Genomic DNA, 17,958 nt, shown 5'->3' on the forward strand with positions numbered 1-17,958 from the left:
AACTCGGCAGACGGGAACTTCGCCCGACGGGGAACGATGGCGCGATGGCATTGGTGGAGGAGGCTGCCCGGGGCGGCGGGCCAGCGCTCGACGCGCTGTAGGAGTCACTGGCGTTCGGCCGGACCGAACTGGCCGTACTGATCGACCGCCCTCGGCTCACGGTCCGGCTCGACCAGGATCGCCGGCGCCGGCCGCCCGCTCCGGCCGAGCGCGACTTCTGGTTCGACCGGTTGCCGGCGGCGGGCCGCCCCGAGCCGGACCCGATGCCCCCGGTCGTGGCCGCGCGGCGGCCGATCGCGCGGCGACTCGCCTACACCGTCGGCGCCGAGCAAGGCCGATGGAACCAGGCTGACCTGCTGCAGTTCGCCCGGCGCGACCCCGACTCGGTGATCCGGCTGCGCGCGGCCGAACGGATCGGGCCCGAGGTGGCCGACCGTGTGCGTGCGATGCGGGTCGGCTGAGAGGATGAGCCCATGGCGTCGACGAAGCTTTGTCCCTGTGGCCGCGGGCTGCCCTACGCCGAGTGCTGCGAGCCGGCCCACCTGGGTCAACCCCCGGCCACGGCCGAGGCGCTGATGCGATCGCGCTACACGGCCTTCGCCCTCGACGACGACGCGTACGTGCTGAAGTCGTGGCACCCGAAGACCCGGCCGGCCCGCATCGAGCCCGACTCGAAACTGCGCTGGACGGGTCTCGACATCATCGGGACCAGCGGTGGCGGCCTGTTCGACGCCGAGGGCATCGTCGAGTTCCGCGCCCACTACAAAGATCACGGCAAGCCCGGCGACATGGTCGAGCGCAGTCGTTTCGTCCGGTCCGACGGACAATGGGCGTACTGGGGCCCGATCCTGGCCGACGGCTCGCTGAGCAACGTCTGACCAGGTGTGCTTCCCTTCAAGGGATGATCCGAGGAGGGATTTCGGCGTGGAGGAGAACCAACGGCCGATCGAGGACTCCGTGGTCCGCGATTTCAGGGTCAACCTGTCGTACGGCGCCTACCTGCACCTGGACGAGCTGCTGAACGCGCAACACCCGGTCAGCGTGCCCGAGCATCACGACGAGCTGCTGTTCATCCTGCAGCACCAGACCTCCGAGCTGTGGCTCAAGCTGGTGCTGCACGAACTGCGCGAGGTCACCCGCCGCCTGGCCAAGGACGAGTTGCGCCCCGCGCTGAAGGGCCTGGCCCGGGTCAAGCACATCCAGCGCACGCTCACCGAACAGTGGTCGGTGCTGGCCACGCTGACCCCCAGCGAGTACGCCGAGTTCCGCAGCTTCCTCGGCACGTCCTCAGGCTTCCAGTCGTATCAATATCGCGCCGTCGAATTCCTCCTGGGCAACAAAGACCGGCGCATGCTGTCGCTGTTCGAAGACGACCAGAGCGCTCTCGAAATGCTGACCGAAGCCCTGGAAGCCCCCAGCGTGTACGACGAGTTCCTGCGCTTCCTGCACCGCCACGGCCACGACGTGCCGGTCGAACTGTTGCAGCGCGACGTGACCTTGCCCTACCGCTACAACGACGACCTGGTCCCGGTGTTCGTCCGCATCTACAGCGACCCGGAGCAGTTCTGGGAGGCCTACGAGGCCTGCGAAGAACTGGTCGACATCGAGGAGAACTTCCAGCTGTGGCGGTTCCGCCACCTCAAAACGGTGGAACGCACCATCGGCTTCAAACGCGGCACCGGCGGTTCGAGCGGCGTCGCCTTCCTCAAGGCAGCGCTGGACCTCACGTTCTTCCCCGAGCTCTACGCCGTACGCACAGAAATCGGAACCCGCCACTGACCGTCACCCTCAACAACACGGCGGCCGCGGCCCGGGCATCACGGCCCCGCCGTCACGGCGCGGCGGTCATCAGTGAGCGCAGGGCGGGGACGAGTTCGTCGAAATCCGACGGGCGCCCGGTGAAGAACTCGGCATAGAAAAACGCCCCGACCATACGCACGTAGAGAAAAGCGAGATGCGGCAAATCGGTACCCGGCGGCAAATCGTCGGCCAGACCGGTCTCGCGGAAAATCTGAATCTGATTCGCAACAGCGCTCTCGTGCACCCCACCGGCCGGCGTGAACAATACTCGCGATGCCGCCTCGGGCTCTTGCCACAGAAAAGTCTCCAGCACCGGCGAGCGCAGCTGCTCCCCGAAATGCCGTGAAATCTCGACCACTCCGTCGAAACCCGCCGCCCGGCGAGCCGCCCGCGACTCGGCGAACATCACCTCGGTGAGCGCCCGCAGAACGTCGTCGAGCAGCGCATCCCTGCTACCCGCGACGCGATACAAGGTGGCCCGGCTGATCGCCATCCCGGCCGCCAGCGCCTCCATGTCTATTGTCGATCGCCCCAGGAATTGATCGACCCCGGCCCGCACGACCTGATCATGCGTGACCACCCGGCGGCTCGCCTTTTCCTCGCCCACTACCGCCGCCATGACTCGCATCCGATCCGATGCTCACCCCGTCCAGCACGGTGCAGTTTTCCTCTGCCGAATCTCATCCCCCACCGGCCCCTCTGTCCGCAATACCGTCGGACATCGAAGGCTGCCGCTACAGCCGCCGCCTCGCGATTCCCGCTCGCCGGTGAATACGGATCGGACCGTCCTCAGGATCGATTCCCCCGCGATTCGATCCCGCTCTCCCCTCGCTCCGCCCTCCCCGTTGCGCCCTGCTCTCGTCGTGCCGGCGCCTCGCACTCCCTCTTCCCGCGGGCCCCCGCTCGCTTCCGATGCCCCACTCTGCACCGGTCGGCGGCTGTCCGGAATGAGGCCAGCACCCGTTCCAGGGGTGTGGTTTTCCGCAGCAGAGCTCGGCGGCCGGCTTCATGGCCGGGTGCCTCCCCGATCCCTAGGGCGTATCTGGTCCACCTTCCAAAAGGCCGTGATCGTCGTCTGCGGCGTGGCCGTGGCCGCCTTCTCCGCCGTCCGCCTGACCCGGCGCCATCGCGTACGGTGACCGAGATGCTTTCTCGCGCTCGCCCACCCGGGCCGGGGGCCGGCGATGTGGCCGCTCGCCCGGGCCGGCCCGCGACGGCCCGGGCGCTCCGCCTGGTCATGCGAGCCGGGCGACCGCTGCCCGTGGTGTCGCTCGGTGCGCTGAGCGGGGTCGTCGAGGCGGTGTTCCTGGTCATCGCGGGCCTGGTGTGGGCGACGCGAGGGCGAGCCGGTGTGCTCGAGAGCGCGCGCGGCATCGTCGCGTGGGAGATGCGACGGCTGTCGCTCCCGCCCGTGAGCACCGACGGCCCGCGGATGCTGGGATTCACGGCCTTCGTCGCTCTGGCCCTTCGCGCTGATCGCCTGGCCGACTTCAGCTTTGCGGGTTCGGTCAGGCGACCTTCGTCCAGGTGGTGCAGCTGCTGGTCTTGAACACGCCGCCGGGCTTGATCGTGACCAGCAGCTGCCCCTGGGCGATCTCGTTGGCGATGATGTTGCTGGAGGCGCCGTCGGCCGAGCGGGAACGTTCCCAGTAGCAGAACTCCTTGTTGGCCGTTGAGCGGTAGGTGCCGGGGGTGAAGTCGGCTCCTACGAAGTAGACGCCGTTGCCGGGGATCGTCGTCCTGGTGGACTTAGCGGTCATCGCGGCGGGGGTCACGCGGGTGAAGGTCTTGCAGCCGCTGGTCTTGAAGACCTTGTCGGTGGGCTTGACGTAGACGAGCCGCTGGCCGTCGCCGATGTCGTTGGCGATGATGCTGCTGGTGGCGCCGGTGGCATCGGTCGCACGCTGCCAGTAGCAGGCGCTGTTGCCGACCGAGCGGTAGACGCCGGCCTGAAAGTCCTTGTTCACCAGGTACGTGCCGGTGCCCGGGATCGTGGCCTTGGGCGCGGCGGCCGCGGGAGCCAGGCCCGTCGACAGGCCGGCGATCCCGCCCACCAGGTACACGGCCGCCACGACGACCTGCCGCGTCGCCATCCCACGCCGAAGTGAAGCGCTCATCATGTTCCTTCGTTCTTGCCGGTAGCCGAGCCCGCACCACCGCCTTTGCCGGACGCGGAGAGCGTGCCGACAAATGCCCATTAACGGTCAAGCTAACCAAATCGGATTGCGCGGCCTCCTGCGCCCCGAACAGGCCCGGATCGACCATCCGCGTCCAAGATCGGCCCGAACGACCGACACCGTTCAGGTTCCGCGAGTCGACCCACGAACGAGCCTTTCCGGCAAGGCCCAAGCCTGGGGAGAGACAGCGCGTAACGCGCCCAGAAAACAGCACAGCTGGACAGCGGCGCGCAGCACGACGACAGCAGGGCCAGATGAAGGCACGGCAGCGCGGCTTGACGATTGGACGGCGTGGGAGCCAGACGGCGAGGGACGTCCGTGGGGTGGTGGGTGGCTGGGCCGCGTACAAAGGGGGGATGGGTTTGATCGTGATCACGGGTGCCAGTGGGCGTCTGGGCGGGCGGGTTGCTCGGAGGCTGGGCGGGGCGAAGCGGCTGATGGTGCGGAATGCCGCGCGGGCGCCGGAGGTGGCGGGGGCCGAAGTCGTCGTGGCCGAGTACCGGGACGGGGAGGCCGTGCGGCGCGGGCTGGAGGGGGCCGAGACCGTGTTCATGGTTTCGGCGGCCGAGACGCCGGAACGGGTGGATGAGCACCGGAGCTTTGTGGATGCGGCCGTGCGGGCGGGGGTTCAACGGCTCGTCTACACGTCGTTCATGGGGGCGGCGCCGGATGCCTCCTTCACGCTCGCGCGCGATCACTGGGCGACCGAGGAGCACATTCGGGGCAGCGGACTCGACTTCACGTTTCTGCGGGACAACCTCTATGCCGACTTCCTGCCGTTCATGGTGGGTGAGGACGGTGTCATCCGCGGGCCGGCGGGGGACGGGCGGGCGGCCGTCGTGGCTCAGGACGACATCGCGGACGCGGCTTTGGCGGTGCTGCGCGATCCGAGGGCGCATTCCGGGCGTACGTATGACCTGACCGGGCCGATCGCGCTGAGCCTGACCGAGGTGGCGGCGGCGATCACCGCGGCCACCGGGCGGACGGCCCGCTTCCACAACGAGACCCTTCCCGAGGCGTACGCGTCGAGGGCCTCCTACGGCGCTCCGGAGTGGCAGGTCGAAGCGTGGGTGAGCACCTACACCGCGATCGCCGACGGCGAACTGGAAGCAGTGAGCACGGCGATCCCCGACCTCACCGGCCACCCCGCCACGAGCCTCACCGAACTCTTGAAGCTGAACTCGACGACCCAGGCGTGACATGACATCATTGTTGTCATGTCTAGAGGGGCTTCGCTTTACGAGGTGCTGCGGAATGTGCGGCCGCTCGTGCTCAACTCGGTGCGGGTGGTCGAGGCGGACAGTGGGCTGACCGCCGGCACCCGGGCCGTGCTGGAAGTGCTGGCCGAACACGGCCCGGCCACCGCGCCGGCCATCGGCGAGCGGCTCGACCTCGCGCGGCAGGGCATCCAGCGGCACGTCAACGATCTTGTCGCGCTCGGGCTGGCCGTGGCTCGGGAGAATCCGGCGCACCGGCGGTCGGTGCTGATCGAGCTGACCGACACCGGCGCGAAGCGGTTCGAGCGCATCCGCGCCGATGAGCTCGGGCACCTCGACGCGATGGCCGCCGACTGCACGGACGACGAGATCGCCACCGCGCTCAAAGTGCTCCGCAGCCTCAACCGCGATGTGCGACGCCGGGCCGAGCGATGATCTACGAGCTCACCCGTCAGAACCGGCTCATGATCGCCGACCTGCTCGACACCCTCGACGACACGCAATGGGAGGCGGCGACCTTGTGCCGCGGGTGGACCGTACGCCATCTCGCCGCCCACTTCGTGCAACCGATGCTGGTCGGGTTCGGGCAGTTCTTCGTGGCCTCGATCCGGTTCCGGGGCGACACCGACCGGACGGTCGACCACTTCACTCGTAAGCTGGCCCGGCGTCCGCGGGCGGAACTGATCGCCCTGTTGCGCGCGCATGCCGGTGACCACGTCGATCCGCCGCGGGTCGGGCCGATGGGGCCGTTCGCCGAGACGTGCGTGCACCTGCGCGACATCGCCCGGCCGCTGGGCCTGACCGCCGACGTGCCGATCGAGCATTGGCGCCGGCTGCTCGACTACCTCTGTTCGCCCGGCGTCGCACCCGCACTGGTCCCGCCCGGCCGCCTGATCGGGCTGCACCTGGTCGCCACCGACACGGATTGGACCAGCGGCGCCGGCCCGACGACGGTGACCGGCCCGATCGAAGCCCTGGGCATGGCAGTAACCGGCCGCCGCGCCGCCCTACCCGACCTCAGCGGCCCGGGAGTCGAGCAACTCGCTTGAGGGGACGGGTTCGGCGGGCGACGGCTCCAAGCGTTGTCCACAAACGCGGTCTGTCCACAGGACGCCCGCGTGATCATGCAGAACCCGACGATAATGTCGAGCGGGGGCCTACCCCCTTGGGTGGGCGGGTTCTGGCCGGTTGGGCGTGCACTGGTTCGGACGTCGACGAATCACCAGCGCTGAAAGCTGGGCCAAGCCCGGCGTCTGACTACGTTGCGTTCACAGGCAACGGCTCGCGAACCCGGCGGTCCGGATCGACCGTGTACATGCGCGCCTCGGCCAGGTCGAAGTAGAGCCCGGTCAAATTCAACCTGCCCTCCGCCTCGGCCGAACGCACCACCGGATACGTCCGCAGATTGACCAGCTGCTGGGCCACGTTGGCCGTTACGCAGTGCTCTTCGTCGTCGCAGTCCGCGAAATCCACCCCCGACTGCGCCAGCCAGCGCCCCAGATCCTGGTCCTTCGCGAACCCGCCCTCCATCAGCGCCCGCACCGCCCCGCACCCCGAGTGCCCGCACACCGTGATCGCGCCGACCCCCAGCACTCCCACCGCGAACTCGATGGCCGCCCCCACCGACGAGTCCCCCGTCCCGTGCGGCGGCACGATGTTGCCCACGTTCCGCACGCAGAACAGGTCGCCCGGCCCGCTGGTCGTGATCAGGTTCGGCACCAGCCGTGAGTCAGCGCAGGTGATGAAGAGTTGTTCCGGCTGCTGCCCGTCGCGGGCCAGCCCGGCCAGGTGCGGCCGCACCAGTGGCGCCACGCTGCGTTCGAACTCGCGGATCCCGGTTTCCATCGCGTCGCGGCGCTGACGGTCGCGGCGCTGCCACTGCGTCCACGAGCCGAACCGGCGGGCGGGGGTGGTCTTGCCGTCGCCGAGGCGATCGTGGGTGGCTCGGGAGAACCAGCCGTCGTTGGTCTCGCGCATGGTCACGGTTCCGCCCGCACGCGTGTAGGCGGCGCGCCAGTCGTCGATCACCTGGAAGGCGCCGTGGTCGAGGTAGTCGAGGTGCAGTTCGACAGTGACCTTCTCGCCCGCCGGCACCAGGGCCAGCGCCTTCGCGACCCGGCCCGAGCCGACGAAGGCGAGCGAGCCGCTGATCGTGACCGTCCACTCGCCGGGGCCGCCCGCCAGCACCCGGGTTTCGCAGCGGGCGAGCCGCCACAGCATGACCAGCACCGCCGCGCCGAGGCCGAGCGCGACCCCGGTGAGCAGGTCCGTGGCCACCACGCCGGCCGCGGTGATCAGGTACGTCGGCAGTTCGCGGTGCCGGACGTAGGTGCGGATCTGAGCCAGGCTGATCAGCCGCAACCCGACCACGACCAGCACCGCGGCCAGCGCCGCCATGGGGATGGTCTCGAGCAGCGGCGCGCACAGCAGCACGAAGACCGCGATCCACAAGCCGTGCAGAACGGCCGACGTGCGGGTGCGGGCACCCGCGGCCACGTTGGTCGAGCTGCGCACGATGACGCCGGTGATCGGCAGGCCGCCGAGCAGGCCGGAGACGGTGTTGCCGGCGCCCTGGGCGACCAGTTCGCGGTTGAGGTCGGCCCGGGGGCCGTCGTGCATGCGGTCGACGGCCACGGCCGAGAGCAGGGATTCGACGCTGGCCACGAGGGCGATGGTCAGCACGGCCAGGGCGATCGCGCCCGGTCCGGCGTCGGGCCAGCGGGGGAAGATCAGTTCGTCGAGCGGCCGGTCGGGCAGGTCGACCCGTTTGACGTCGGCCCCGAGGGCGGCGGCCAGGGCGGTGGTGACCACGACGGCGGCCAGCGCAGCCGGCAGCAGCGAGGTTCTCACCAGGCGGGGCCAGACCAGCAGGATGGCGATGGCCAGCACGCCGAGCAGGGTCGAGACGCCGTGACCGCCGACGATCTGGGCCGGCAGGTCGCGCAGGTTCTTCCAGGCCTCGCTCTGGGCGTCGCCGCCGAGCAGCACGTGGATCTGGCTGAGCGCGATGACCAGGCCGATGCCGGCCAGCATGCCGTGGACGACGGCGGGTGAGAGAGCCAGGGCGGCGCGACCCAGGCGGGCCACACCAAGAATTATCTGTACGCCACCAGCCAGCGCGACGACGGCCGCAGTCCCCGCGAAGCCGAACTCGGCGATGGTCCCGGCGACGATCACCGTGAGCCCCGCCGCGGGCCCGCTGACCTGCAACGGCGCCCCACTGAGCAGGCCCACCACGACGCCCCCGACCACCGCCGCTATGAGGCCGGCCAGCAGCGGGGCGCCCGAGGCGGCCGCGATGCCGAGCGAGAGCGGGATGGCGATCAGGAAGACGACGATGGACGCCGGTACGTCATGCCGGAATGCCTTCAAGACGGACATTCCGGCAATGTACCCATATTGAGTTAACGCGCAGTTACGCCACCCGCACGCTCAGGAAGCTGCCCGGTAGTTCTAAGAAACCTTCCAGACGTCCTGGTTCGCCTCGTACATCTCGCGCAGGATGGCCGGGACGTCGTAGGTCAGCTTCCAGTCCGGGTAGTGCTGCTCGAACCGAGCCGTGCTGCTGATCCACCACTGGTGGTCACCGGTGCGGGCCTGGTCGACGTAGTCGGTGCGCGCCTCGAGCCCGGTGATCTCCGACGCGATCTGGAACGCCTCGATGTGGCTGCAGTTCGAGAAGCGCCCGCCGCCCATGTTGTAGACCTCGGCCACCCGCGGCGCCTTGTGGAAGGCCTCGAACGCCGACACCAGGTCGTGCGAGTGAATGGCGTCGCGCACCATTTTGCCCTTGTAGCCGTAGATGTGGTAGAGCCGCTGCTCCATCACACACCGCATCACGTACGCCAGGAAGCCGTGCAACTCCGCGGCCGAGTGACCCGGCCCGGTCAGCGTGCCCCCGCGGAACACGGCCGTCGGCATGTCGAAGTACCGGCCGTACTCCTGAACCAGCACGTCGGCCGCGACCTTGGACGCGCCGAACACCGAGTGCAGCGTCTGGTCGATCGACATCTCCTCGTCGATCCCCGCGTGCCACTGGTGGCCCTCGGGCAGCTCGTACCGCGTCTCCTGCTCGACCAGCGGCAGCCGGTTCGGGGTGTCGCCGTAGACCTTGTTGGTCGAGGTGAAGATGAACGGCGCGCTCGGCGCATGAGCCCGGGCCGCCTCGAGCATGTTGAGCGTGCCGACCGCGTTGACGTCGAAGTCGGTGAACGGCTCCTTGGCCGCCCAGTCGTGCGAGGGCTGCGCGGCGGCGTGGATGACCAGGCCGATGTTCTTACCGAGCGAGGCGAAGAGCTTGGCCAGCCCGTCCCGGTCGCGGATGTCGATCTCGTGGTGGGTATAGCGGTCGCCGACCTCCTTGGTCAGGCGGTCCAGGTTCCACCGGGTGGAGCCGTCCTTACCGAAGAAGTAGCTGCGCATGTCGTTGTCGATGCCGACGACATCCATGCCCAGACCGGCGAAGTGCCTCACGGACTCGGAGCCGATCAAACCGGCGGATCCGGTCACCACGACGACATTGCTCATCAAACAACCTCCTGGTGAGAGTTCGGCCCGAGGTTACAGCGTGTGTGCACAGACCCGGGTCACCGGCCGCTGTGTCGTCACAGTCATGCATGGCACTGATGTGAAACGGGCACGTGACAGATTCGGCACATGTGATGGCAAGGCTCCGACGAGGGCCACATGAGAGGCGGTCGGAATGACGGAGTCCCTGAGCGTCACGCCGGAACAGAACACGGCCGTCAACGGCCTCGACCTCGGCGTCGAGGAGGAGTTGCACGTCGTCGACCTGGTCACCCGCGAGCTCGTGCCGCGGGCCCAGGAGATCCTCGACCAGCTCGATCCGGCCCACTTCTCGGCCGAACTGCACCGGTCGGTGGTCGAGACGAACACCCCGGTGGCGCTGACGCTGGACGGCCTGCGCGACGCCATCGTCGGGCGCCGCCGCACCGCGATCACCGTGGCCGAGTCGCTCGGGCTGGGCCTGGTCGCCGCGGGCACGGTCCCGTTGGTCGACCTGGAGTCACTGCCCGTGACGCCGACCTCGCGCTATCGGCGGATGCTCGACGACTACCAGATGCTGGCCCGGGAGCAGCTGATCTGCGGCGCCCAGGTCCACGTCGGCGTCCACGACCGGGACGAGGCAGTGGCCGTCACGCAGCGGGTCGCCTCCGCGCTGCCGACCCTGCTCTCGCTGAGCACCAGTTCGCCGTACTGGATGGGTGAGGACTCGGGGTACGCCAGCGTGCGCTCGCTGGTCTGGCTGCGCTGGCCCACCGCGGGCGACCCGGGCGGGCTGAACAGCGCGGCCGAGTTCGACGAGCTGGTGGCCGAGCTGATCGCCTCGGGCACCATCACCGACCCCAAGATGGTCTATTTCGACGTCCGCCCGTCGGCCCATGTGCCCACCGTCGAGCTGCGCGTCACCGACTCCAGCCCCGACGTCGACACCGTCGTGCTGATCGCCGGCCTGTTCCGGGGCCTGGTGCTGCGGGCCCAGCAGGACTACCGCGCCGGGAAGCCGAACACCGCGACCCGGCCGCCGCTGCACCGCGCGGCCATGTGGCGGGCCGCCCGCTCCGGGCTCGAGGGTGAGCTGCTCGACCTGCCCCGCTCCCCCCAGCCGGTGCCGGCCGCGGTCGCCGTCGAGCAGCTCGTCGGCGACCTGCGCCCGCAGCTGGAGGAGCTGGGCGACTGGGAGCAGGTGTTCGACCTGTCGGTGCGGGCGCTGAGCCGGGGCAGCTCGGCCGCCCGCCAGCGCCGCGCCCTGGCCCGCCGCGGCCGCATCTCGGACGTGGTCGACCTGCTGGTGGCCGATACGCGCGGCGGCGCCACCGGCATCGGCCCCGAGGGGCAGAGCGTGCCGGCCGGGCTCTTCCCGTACGCCGCCGCTGGTGACGAGGCCTTCCCCTCCGGTGAGGTCGACCCGGCGTACACGGGAATCGCCCAGGTTCTGACCGCGCTCGGCTCGGCCGGTCTGCGGCGGCGGGAGGACGCCCGGGACGACGAGCAGCGCTCGCGGGGCATCACGTTCAGCGTGGCCGGCGAGGCCGCGACCCGGCTCTTCCCGTTCGACCTGGTGCCGCGCATCGTGCCCGCGGCCGACTGGGCGGCGCTGCGGATCGGGCTGGTGCAGCGGGTGCGCGCGCTCGACCTGTTCATCCAGGACGTCTACGGCGACCGCAACGTCGTGCGCGACGGCATCGTGCCCGAATGGGTGCTCGACGGCTCGCCCGAGCTGCGGCCCAGCGGCGCTCTGGTCACCCATGAGGGCGTACGGGCCCAGGTGGCCGGCGTCGACCTCGTGCGCGACGCCGACGGGGGCTGGTGCGTGCTCGAGGACAACCTGCGCGTGCCGTCGGGCATCGCGTACGCCATGCAGAACCGCCGCCTCACCCACAGCGTGCTGCCCGAGCTGCCCGAACCGGACGGCCTGATCTCGGTCGAGCGCACCCCCGAGCTGCTGCGCCGCGCGCTGGTCGAGGCGGCCCGCCCGGCCGCCGGCGACGATCCCGAGCTGGTCGTGCTCAGCCAGGGCCCGGACGACTCGGCCTGGTTCGAGCACCGGATGCTGGCCGAGGAGATGGGCGTCCCGGTCGTGCGCAGCACCGAGCTGTTCGTCGACGACACCCGGGTGTTCCGGATCCGGGACGGCAAGCGCTACCCGGTCGACGTGATCTATCTGCGGATGGGCGAGGACAGCCTGGTCCACTCCCCCGGCGCCGACGGCATGCCGCTGGGTCCGAGCCTGGTCACCGCCCTGCACGCCGACACCGTGGTGCTGGCCAACGCGCTGGGCAACGGCATCGGCGACGACAAGGCCGTCTACGCCTACGTGCCCCAGCTGATCGAGTACTACCTGGGCGAGAAGCCGCTGCTGGCCGACGTGAAGACCTATCTGTGCGGCATCCCCGAGCAGCGGGCCGAGGTGCTCGACCGCCTCGACGAGCTGGTCTGCAAGCCGGTCGACGGCTACGGCGGCGACCGCATCGTGATCGGTCCCCACGCGACACCGGAAGACCTTTCGGCCGTACGACGCCAGATCCGCACGGCCCCGCACCGGTGGGTCGCCCAGGAGGTCGTCAACCTGTCGACCCACCCGGTCTTCGACGGTCACCAGCTCGGCCCGCGGCACGTCGACCTGCGCGCCTTCGTCTTCACCGGCGCGGAGTCGGTGGTGGCCCCGGCCGCGCTGACCCGGGTCGCCCCGGCCGGCTCGATGATCGTCAACTCGTCGCGCGGAGGCGGCTCCAAGGACACCTGGTTGCTGGGGTGATCGGCGCGTTACGGCCCGGTGACCTGATCGAAACCGTCAACAGGGAGGTTCGGTAAATCATGTGCGGAATCGCGGGCGAACTGCGGTACGACGGCCACCTCGCGGACCCCGAGGCGGTCCGCCGGATGCTGCCGTGCCTCCAGACGCGCGGCCCCGACGGCGAAGGCCTGTGGGCCCGTGGCCCGGTCGCGTTCGGCCACCGCCGCCTCAAGATCATCGACCTCTCCGAGGCCGGCGGCCAGCCCATGACCGACGACGAGCTGGGTCTCACGCTGGTCTTCAACGGCTGCATCTACAACTACAAGCAGCTGCGGGAAGAGCTTCAGGGGTACGGCTACAAGTTCTTCTCCACGTCGGACACCGAGGTCATCATCAAGGCGTACCACCGCTGGGGCGCCGACTGCGTGCAGCACTTTCTGGGCATGTTCGCCTTCGCCATCGTCGAGCACGACACCGGAACGGTGACGCTGGCCCGCGACCGCCTCGGCATCAAGCCGCTGTATCTGACCGAGACCCGGGGCCGGCTGCGGTTCGCGTCGACGCTGCCCGCCCTGCTGGCCGCGGGTGACGTCGACAAGTCGATCGACAAGGTCGCGCTGCAGCACTACATGACATTCCACTCGGTGGTGCCGGCCCCGCGCACGATCGTCAACGGCGTCCGCAAGCTGCCCCCGGCCACCGTCCGGGTGATCCGCACCGACGGCACCACGACCGACCAGGTGTACTGGGAGGCCTCGCACACGCGACGGCCCGAGATCGCCGACGCCGAGTGGCCCGAGCTGATCCACGAGAAGCTCAAGCTCGCGGTCGAGCGCCGGATGGTGGCCGACGTGCCGGTCGGCGTGCTGCTCTCGGGCGGCATCGACTCGAGCTACATCGTGGCCCTGCTGGCCGAGCAGGGGCAGCGCGGGCTGACGACGTTCAGCATCGGCTTCGAGGCGGCCGGCGGCGAGACCGGCGACGAATTCGCGTACTCCGATATCGTCGCGAAACAGTTCGACACCGTGCATCATCAGATCCGGATCGGGAAAGACCGCTTCCTGCCCGCAGTCGACCGCACCGTGGCGGCGATGAGCGAGCCGATGGTGTCGCACGACTGCATCGCGTTCAACCTGTTGAGTGAAGACGTTTCGAAATCCGTCAAGGTCGTGCAATCTGGTCAGGGAGCGGACGAGATCCTGGCCGGCTACAGCTGGTATCCGCCGCTCGCGCACGTGACCTACGACGAAGCCGTGGATGCGTACGCGCAAGAATTTTTCGACCGCCCGCACAGCGACCTGGCCCGGCAGCTGAGCCCGGAGTGGCTGATCGGTGACGACGTCAGCCGGGAGTTCGTGGCGGCGAGTTTCGGCCGGTCCGGGGCCGAGACCGCGGTCGACGCGGCGTTGCGGCTCGACTCGCAGGTGATGCTGGTCGACGATCCGGTCAAACGGGTCGACAACATGACTATGGCGTGGGGCCTGGAGGCTCGCGTACCGTTCCTCGATCACGAGTTGGTGGAACTGGCCGCGGCCTGTCCGCCCGCACTGAAACTGGCGCACGGCGGCAAGGGGGTGCTCAAGCAGGCGGCCCGCGGGGTGGTGCCCGACGAGGTGATCGACCGCACCAAGGGTTACTTCCCGGTTCCGGGCATCCGGCACCTCGAAGGAGCCATGCTCGAGAAGGTGCGGGACGCGCTCCACGCACCGGCCGCCCGCCAGCGGGGGCTGTTCCGGCCCGAGTACGTCGACGCGCTGCTGGCCGACCCGAACACGCCGCGCACCACGCTCGGCGCCAACCAGTTGTGGCAGCTCGCCCTGCTGGAGATGTGGTTGCAGGACAAAGGAATCTAGACAACGAGGGAGGACCCGTATGACCGGTCAGTTCAACCGTGTCGACGTCACCGTGCTGCCGATGGGCTGGACGAATCGCGAGACGGGCTCCTTCCCCTCGGAAGTGTCGGGCAGCTGGTCGCCGGCGTTGTCGCCGGACGGCCGGCACGCCGCGTACGTCTCGGACCGCAGCGGCCGCCCCCAGGTGTGGGTCCAGCCGGTCGGCAGCGACCTGACCTTCCTGGTCGACACGGGCGAGGCCCCGGTGGCCGCCGTGCAGTGGTCGAGCGGCGGCGGCTGGCTGGCCTGCCTGGTCGCCCCGGGCGGCGCCCCCCGGCACGAGATCTGGCTGGTCCGGCCGGACGGCTCCGAGCTGCACCAGATCGCCGGGTTCGCCGACGGCACCGCCGACAACATGCGCTGGCTGCCGGGACGGCCGCTGCTGGCCCTCACCGAGAACCTGAACACCGCCCTGCTGGTCGACGCGGTCTCGGGCGAGCGGTCGGTGATCGCCCGGGGCGAGCTGATCTCACTGCTCGACGTCTCCCCCGGCCGCGAGCGCGCGCTGCTGCGGATCGGCCCGCGCGGCGACCGCCACATCGTGGTGCGCGACCTGCTGACCGGCGCCGACGAGTTCGTCACGGCGGGCGAGCAGGCGGTCTTCGGTCCGGACGGCGAGACCGTGTACGCCCGCAGCGAGTCCGGTGAGCTGCCGGTGCTCGTGCGCGTGAGCAAGGGCAGCGTGGAGGTGCTCGCCGCGTCCGCGACCGACGAGGTCGAGTCGTTCACGGTGACGGCCGACGGGCGTACGGCCGCCGTGTTGTGGAACGTGCGGGGCGGACTGTCCGAACTGAGCCTGCTCGACCTCGACTCGGGCGCGGCCCGGCCCGTCACCCCGCTGCCGGGCCTGGTCGTCAGTGGCCCGTCCTGGTCGTTCGACGCCTCGGCCCTGACCTTCACGGCCGAGGGACCGGGTCAGCCCCACGGCGTCTGGGTGTCGACCGCGTCCGGCGTGGAGGCGGTCGCGGCCGAACCGGCGGCGCCGAACGCGGTGCGGCCCACCCTCGAGACGTTCGCCGCGCACGACGGGCTGACACTGACCGGCTGGCTGTTCCGGCCGGCCGGCCCGGGCCCGCACCCGACCGTGCTGTGGTTCCACGGTGGCCCCGAGGCGCAGGAGAGGCCGGGTCACGGGCCGCTCTTCCAGTCGCTGACCGACCGCGGCATCGCCGTCTTCGCGCCCAACGTGCGCGGGTCGTCGGGCTTCGGGCGCAGCTTCGTCAACGCCGACAACCTGGCGTTGCGCTACGCGGCGATCGAGGACGTGCGGTCATGTGCTGTTTTTTTGGTGGAAACCGGCGTCGCTGCTGAAACAAAGCTGGGCGTCATGGGCCGCTCGTACGGCGGATACCTCACGCTGGCCGCGCTCACGACGTTCCCCGACCTGTTCGCGGTCGGCATCGACGTCTGCGGCATGTCCAACTTCGCCACGTTCTACGAGCACACCGAGCCGTGGATCGCCGCCGCCGCCGTCTCGAAGTACGGCGACCCGGTGGCCGACCACGACCTGCTGGCCGACCTGTCGCCGATGACCCGCATCGACCGGCTGCGGACGCCGCTGATGATCGTGCACGGCGAGAACGACAGCAACGTCCCGGTCATCGAGGCCGAGCAGGTGGTGGCCGCCCTGGCCGAGCGCGGCGTGCCGCACCGCTACCTGCTCTTCCCGGGCGAGGGCCACGAACTGCTGCACCGCTCGTCTCGGGCCGACTATCTGCGCGAGACCGTCGACTGGCTCACGACACACCTGTTCAAGTAAGAGGAAGCGCCGGCCCCGCGCGGTCCCCTCCCGCTGCGGTGCCGGCGCTCCCGTTCCATTCATCTGCGTGGCCGCCGCCCCGAACCCCACGCTCGGGACGGCATCGCAGACGTCTCTATCCGGTCAGACGTCTCTGTTCGGTCAGACGTCTCTGTTCGGTCAGAACGGCGAGAGCGTGATCCCGGCCTGACGCGGGTCGCCGCTGTGCACGAGCGACTCCTGGGCCTGCACGTCGTCGAAGGCGAACGCGTACGCCTTGCCGTCCACCATGTTCTCGTGGATGACCTTGCCGTACAGGTTGGCCGGGTTGCCCTGGTAGAAGTCGGCCGCCGTGCCGCTGGGCTGGGTGTCGAGCCGGCCCAGCGTGGTGCGGGTCAGCGCCGCGCACAAAGTGCGGGCGATCGGCCCCACGACCAGGTCGTTCGGTGCGCCCAGGGCGCCGTCGCAACCCCACACGTTCGCGGTGGACGGTTTGGTGAAGGAGGCGACCGTCTTGCCCGAGCCGTCGGTGAAGTTCATGACGTTGCCGCTGGTGCGACCCAGGAACTTCGTGTCCGGCCGATCGGTGAACGGCACGACAGTCAAAGTCTTTCCCGCGTACGCGGACCAAGCGCTCGAGATGTAGGAGTCCAGGTACGTGGGGCTCATCAGGCCCGCGTCGGCCGCCTTGCCCGGCGCCAGCACCCGCAGCACGGTCCCGTCGCCCCGAGTGACCACGCTCTTCGCGAAGTCGGGCGAGGCCTTGATCGCGTTGATGACCCGCTGCCGGCCGCCCGCCTTGACCTCGCCGGTCTTCGCGGTGCGCCCGTCGCCCCCGGTCACGCTGACCACGTGCGGCACGGCGAACATGTCGACCTGCGAGCTGTTGAGCCACAGGCCGGAGTCGTTGAGCGTGAACTCGCTCCAGTCGAACAGGATGTCGCGGTTGGGGTCGCCGCCCGCCCACGGGGCCGGCTGCACCAGGCCGTCGGTGGTGAGCCGGAAGTCCAGCTTCTGCCCGAACGACATGTAGATGCGGCCGGACAGGTTCTTCGGCACCTTGATGGTCGTGGTCGCGCCGTTGGCCGGGCCGCCGATCGACACGTCGGGCGCCGGCACCGGGACGGGCCCGCCGCCGGTCCACGCGGTGAAGGCGCCGGCCGCGTTGACGTAGCCGAGCTTGCCGGTGCTCAGGTTGGTGCCCAGCACGTACAGGAAGACGTTGTCGCCGCGGCCCGTCTCGTTCTTGACCGCCACCGGCAGCGTGCTGCCGGCCGGAGGCACCTCGGCTGGCTTTGTCGGCGTCGGCGCGGTGGTCGGCGCTTTGGTCGTCGGCGCGACCGTGGGCGCCTTTGTGGTGGGCGCGGTGGTCGGCTGCGTCGTCGGGGTACTCGCCCCGCCCTCGCACGACACGCCGTTGAGCTTGCAGTTCGTCGGCTTGCCGCCCGAACCCACGAAGCCGAACGTCACGCTGCCGCCGACCGGGACGCTGCCGTTCCAGCCCCGGTTGGTGAAGGTGCGGTGGTTGCCCGCGGTGACCAGGTCAGCGTCCCAGTAACTGCCGATCGCGCCGCCGGCCGGGAGGTCGACCTCGACCTTCCACGACGACATCACGTCCGCGCCGGTGTTCTTGATCGTGACTTCGCTCTGCCAGCCCGATCCCCAGTCGGAGACCACGCGCAGCGAGGCGGTCGGCGCGGCGGCCGACGCCGGCAGGGCGATCCAGGTGGTGACCCCGACCACCGCCGCGACCACGGCGGACAGGATGAAACTTCGTTGGCGACGCATGGGCCCCATTTTTTGGAGCCGCCCGCCGATCCACCCCATCAGAGTTGATCTTTAAGGTCTGTTTAAGGTCGGATTGCCCCTAAGACCT

The 17,958-nt window shown here is 69.8% G+C and carries 15 protein-coding genes; 10 read left to right on the top strand and 5 right to left on the bottom strand.

What is annotated here, in order from left to right:
* Positions 1-263: 263 nt before the first annotated feature.
* The 3 genes from M1L60_RS08125 to M1L60_RS47740 are packed head-to-tail and all read left to right on the top strand — an operon-like array spanning position 264 to position 1,779.
* Positions 264-461: a hypothetical protein gene (locus M1L60_RS08125; RefSeq protein WP_253236701.1), complete on the top strand. Its 198-nt coding sequence runs from the start codon at positions 264-266 to the stop codon at positions 459-461.
* Positions 462-473: 12 nt separating this feature from the next.
* The gene (locus M1L60_RS08130) at positions 474-878 is read left to right on the top strand and encodes a YchJ family protein (protein ID WP_253236702.1); all 405 of its coding nucleotides are present in this window, start codon (positions 474-476) and stop codon (positions 876-878) included.
* A 46-nt stretch (positions 879-924) separates the two neighbouring features.
* Entirely contained in the window at positions 925-1,779 is an 855-nt protein-coding gene (locus M1L60_RS47740) for a tryptophan 2,3-dioxygenase (RefSeq protein ID WP_253236703.1), read from the top strand.
* A gap of 52 nt (positions 1,780-1,831) precedes the next feature.
* Here M1L60_RS47740 and M1L60_RS08140 read toward each other — a convergent pair whose 3' ends face one another.
* On the bottom strand, positions 1,832-2,419 hold the full coding sequence (locus tag M1L60_RS08140; RefSeq protein ID WP_253236704.1) for a QsdR family transcriptional regulator: 588 nt from the start codon (positions 2,417-2,419) through the stop codon (positions 1,832-1,834).
* Between the two features lie 525 nt (positions 2,420-2,944).
* Here M1L60_RS08140 and M1L60_RS08145 point away from each other — a divergent pair.
* Positions 2,945-3,349 (top strand): hypothetical protein, encoded by a 405-nt coding sequence (locus M1L60_RS08145; protein WP_253236705.1) that lies wholly within the window; start codon positions 2,945-2,947, stop codon positions 3,347-3,349.
* Here the strand turns inward: M1L60_RS08145 and M1L60_RS08150 are convergent.
* Positions 3,309-3,893: an Rv1352/Rv1906c domain-containing protein gene (locus M1L60_RS08150; protein ID WP_253236706.1), complete on the bottom strand. Its 585-nt coding sequence runs from the start codon at positions 3,891-3,893 to the stop codon at positions 3,309-3,311. The two genes, M1L60_RS08145 and M1L60_RS08150, sit on opposite strands and share 41 nt — an antisense overlap.
* Before the next feature lie 410 nt (positions 3,894-4,303).
* Between M1L60_RS08150 and M1L60_RS08155 the strand changes: the two genes are divergently transcribed.
* From M1L60_RS08155 to M1L60_RS08165, 3 genes are read left to right on the top strand one after another with little or no spacing between them, the layout of a single operon-like run.
* Positions 4,304-5,176: an SDR family oxidoreductase gene (locus tag M1L60_RS08155; RefSeq protein WP_253236707.1), complete on the top strand. Its 873-nt coding sequence runs from the start codon at positions 4,304-4,306 to the stop codon at positions 5,174-5,176.
* Between the two features lie 18 nt (positions 5,177-5,194).
* Complete coding sequence (locus M1L60_RS08160; RefSeq protein WP_253236708.1) at positions 5,195-5,629, top strand: MarR family winged helix-turn-helix transcriptional regulator; 435 nt, start codon at positions 5,195-5,197, stop codon at positions 5,627-5,629.
* Positions 5,626-6,243 carry a maleylpyruvate isomerase family mycothiol-dependent enzyme gene (locus tag M1L60_RS08165; protein WP_253236709.1) on the top strand — a complete coding sequence of 206 codons (618 nt, stop codon included), beginning with the start codon at positions 5,626-5,628 and terminating at the stop codon, positions 6,241-6,243. Before M1L60_RS08160 ends, M1L60_RS08165 begins: the two co-directional genes overlap by 4 nt.
* Positions 6,244-6,451: 208 nt before the next feature.
* Here the strand turns inward: M1L60_RS08165 and M1L60_RS08170 are convergent, their stop codons facing one another.
* Entirely contained in the window at positions 6,452-8,575 is a 2,124-nt protein-coding gene (locus tag M1L60_RS08170; RefSeq protein WP_253236710.1) for a bifunctional SulP family inorganic anion transporter/carbonic anhydrase, read from the bottom strand.
* 72 nt (positions 8,576-8,647) lie between these two features.
* A complete protein-coding gene (locus M1L60_RS08175) occupies positions 8,648-9,721 on the bottom strand; it encodes an NAD-dependent epimerase/dehydratase family protein (protein ID WP_253236711.1) in 1,074 nt (357 codons plus the stop codon).
* Between the two features lie 175 nt (positions 9,722-9,896).
* On the opposite strand from M1L60_RS08175, the gene M1L60_RS08180 reads away from it, so the two are divergent.
* The 3 genes from M1L60_RS08180 to M1L60_RS08190 are packed head-to-tail and all read left to right on the top strand — an operon-like array spanning position 9,897 to position 16,103.
* Entirely contained in the window at positions 9,897-12,473 is a 2,577-nt protein-coding gene (locus M1L60_RS08180; protein WP_253236712.1) for a carboxylate--amine ligase/circularly permuted type 2 ATP-grasp protein, read from the top strand.
* A gap of 59 nt (positions 12,474-12,532) precedes the next feature.
* Complete coding sequence (locus M1L60_RS08185) at positions 12,533-14,305, top strand: N-acetylglutaminylglutamine amidotransferase (RefSeq protein WP_253236713.1); 1,773 nt, start codon at positions 12,533-12,535, stop codon at positions 14,303-14,305.
* A 19-nt stretch (positions 14,306-14,324) separates the two neighbouring features.
* Positions 14,325-16,103 (top strand): S9 family peptidase, encoded by a 1,779-nt coding sequence (locus tag M1L60_RS08190; RefSeq protein ID WP_253236714.1) that lies wholly within the window; start codon positions 14,325-14,327, stop codon positions 16,101-16,103.
* 159 nt (positions 16,104-16,262) lie between these two features.
* Here the strand turns inward: M1L60_RS08190 and M1L60_RS08195 are convergent, their stop codons facing one another.
* Positions 16,263-17,870, bottom strand: a complete 1,608-nt coding sequence (locus M1L60_RS08195; protein WP_253236715.1) for a beta-1,3-glucanase family protein — start codon at positions 17,868-17,870, stop codon at positions 16,263-16,265.
* Between the last annotated feature and the right edge of the window lie 88 nt (positions 17,871-17,958).

This window comes from Paractinoplanes aksuensis, assembly GCF_024137025.1.
GTDB classification, from domain to species: Bacteria; Actinomycetota; Actinomycetes; order Mycobacteriales; family Micromonosporaceae; genus Actinoplanes; species Actinoplanes aksuensis.

Excerpts from the sequence above, each read along its gene's own strand:
- M1L60_RS08185 (WP_253236713.1), top strand. The coding sequence starts at position 12,533 with ATGTGCGGAATCGCGGGCGAACTGCGGTACGACGGCCACCTCGCGGAC.
- M1L60_RS08170 (WP_253236710.1), bottom strand. The coding sequence starts at position 8,575 with ATGTCCGTCTTGAAGGCATTCCGGCATGACGTACCGGCGTCCATCGTC.
- M1L60_RS08140 (WP_253236704.1), bottom strand. The coding sequence starts at position 2,419 with ATGGCGGCGGTAGTGGGCGAGGAAAAGGCGAGCCGCCGGGTGGTCACG.
- M1L60_RS08130 (WP_253236702.1), top strand. The coding sequence starts at position 474 with ATGGCGTCGACGAAGCTTTGTCCCTGTGGCCGCGGGCTGCCCTACGCC.
- M1L60_RS08145 (WP_253236705.1), top strand. The coding sequence starts at position 2,945 with ATGCTTTCTCGCGCTCGCCCACCCGGGCCGGGGGCCGGCGATGTGGCC.
- M1L60_RS08160 (WP_253236708.1), top strand. The coding sequence starts at position 5,195 with ATGTCTAGAGGGGCTTCGCTTTACGAGGTGCTGCGGAATGTGCGGCCG.
- M1L60_RS08150 (WP_253236706.1), bottom strand. The coding sequence starts at position 3,893 with ATGGCGACGCGGCAGGTCGTCGTGGCGGCCGTGTACCTGGTGGGCGGG.
- M1L60_RS08190 (WP_253236714.1), top strand. The coding sequence starts at position 14,325 with ATGACCGGTCAGTTCAACCGTGTCGACGTCACCGTGCTGCCGATGGGC.
- M1L60_RS08125 (WP_253236701.1), top strand. The coding sequence starts at position 264 with ATGCCCCCGGTCGTGGCCGCGCGGCGGCCGATCGCGCGGCGACTCGCC.
- M1L60_RS08180 (WP_253236712.1), top strand. The coding sequence starts at position 9,897 with ATGACGGAGTCCCTGAGCGTCACGCCGGAACAGAACACGGCCGTCAAC.
- M1L60_RS08165 (WP_253236709.1), top strand. The coding sequence starts at position 5,626 with ATGATCTACGAGCTCACCCGTCAGAACCGGCTCATGATCGCCGACCTG.
- M1L60_RS08195 (WP_253236715.1), bottom strand. The coding sequence starts at position 17,870 with ATGCGTCGCCAACGAAGTTTCATCCTGTCCGCCGTGGTCGCGGCGGTG.
- M1L60_RS08175 (WP_253236711.1), bottom strand. The coding sequence starts at position 9,721 with ATGAGCAATGTCGTCGTGGTGACCGGATCCGCCGGTTTGATCGGCTCC.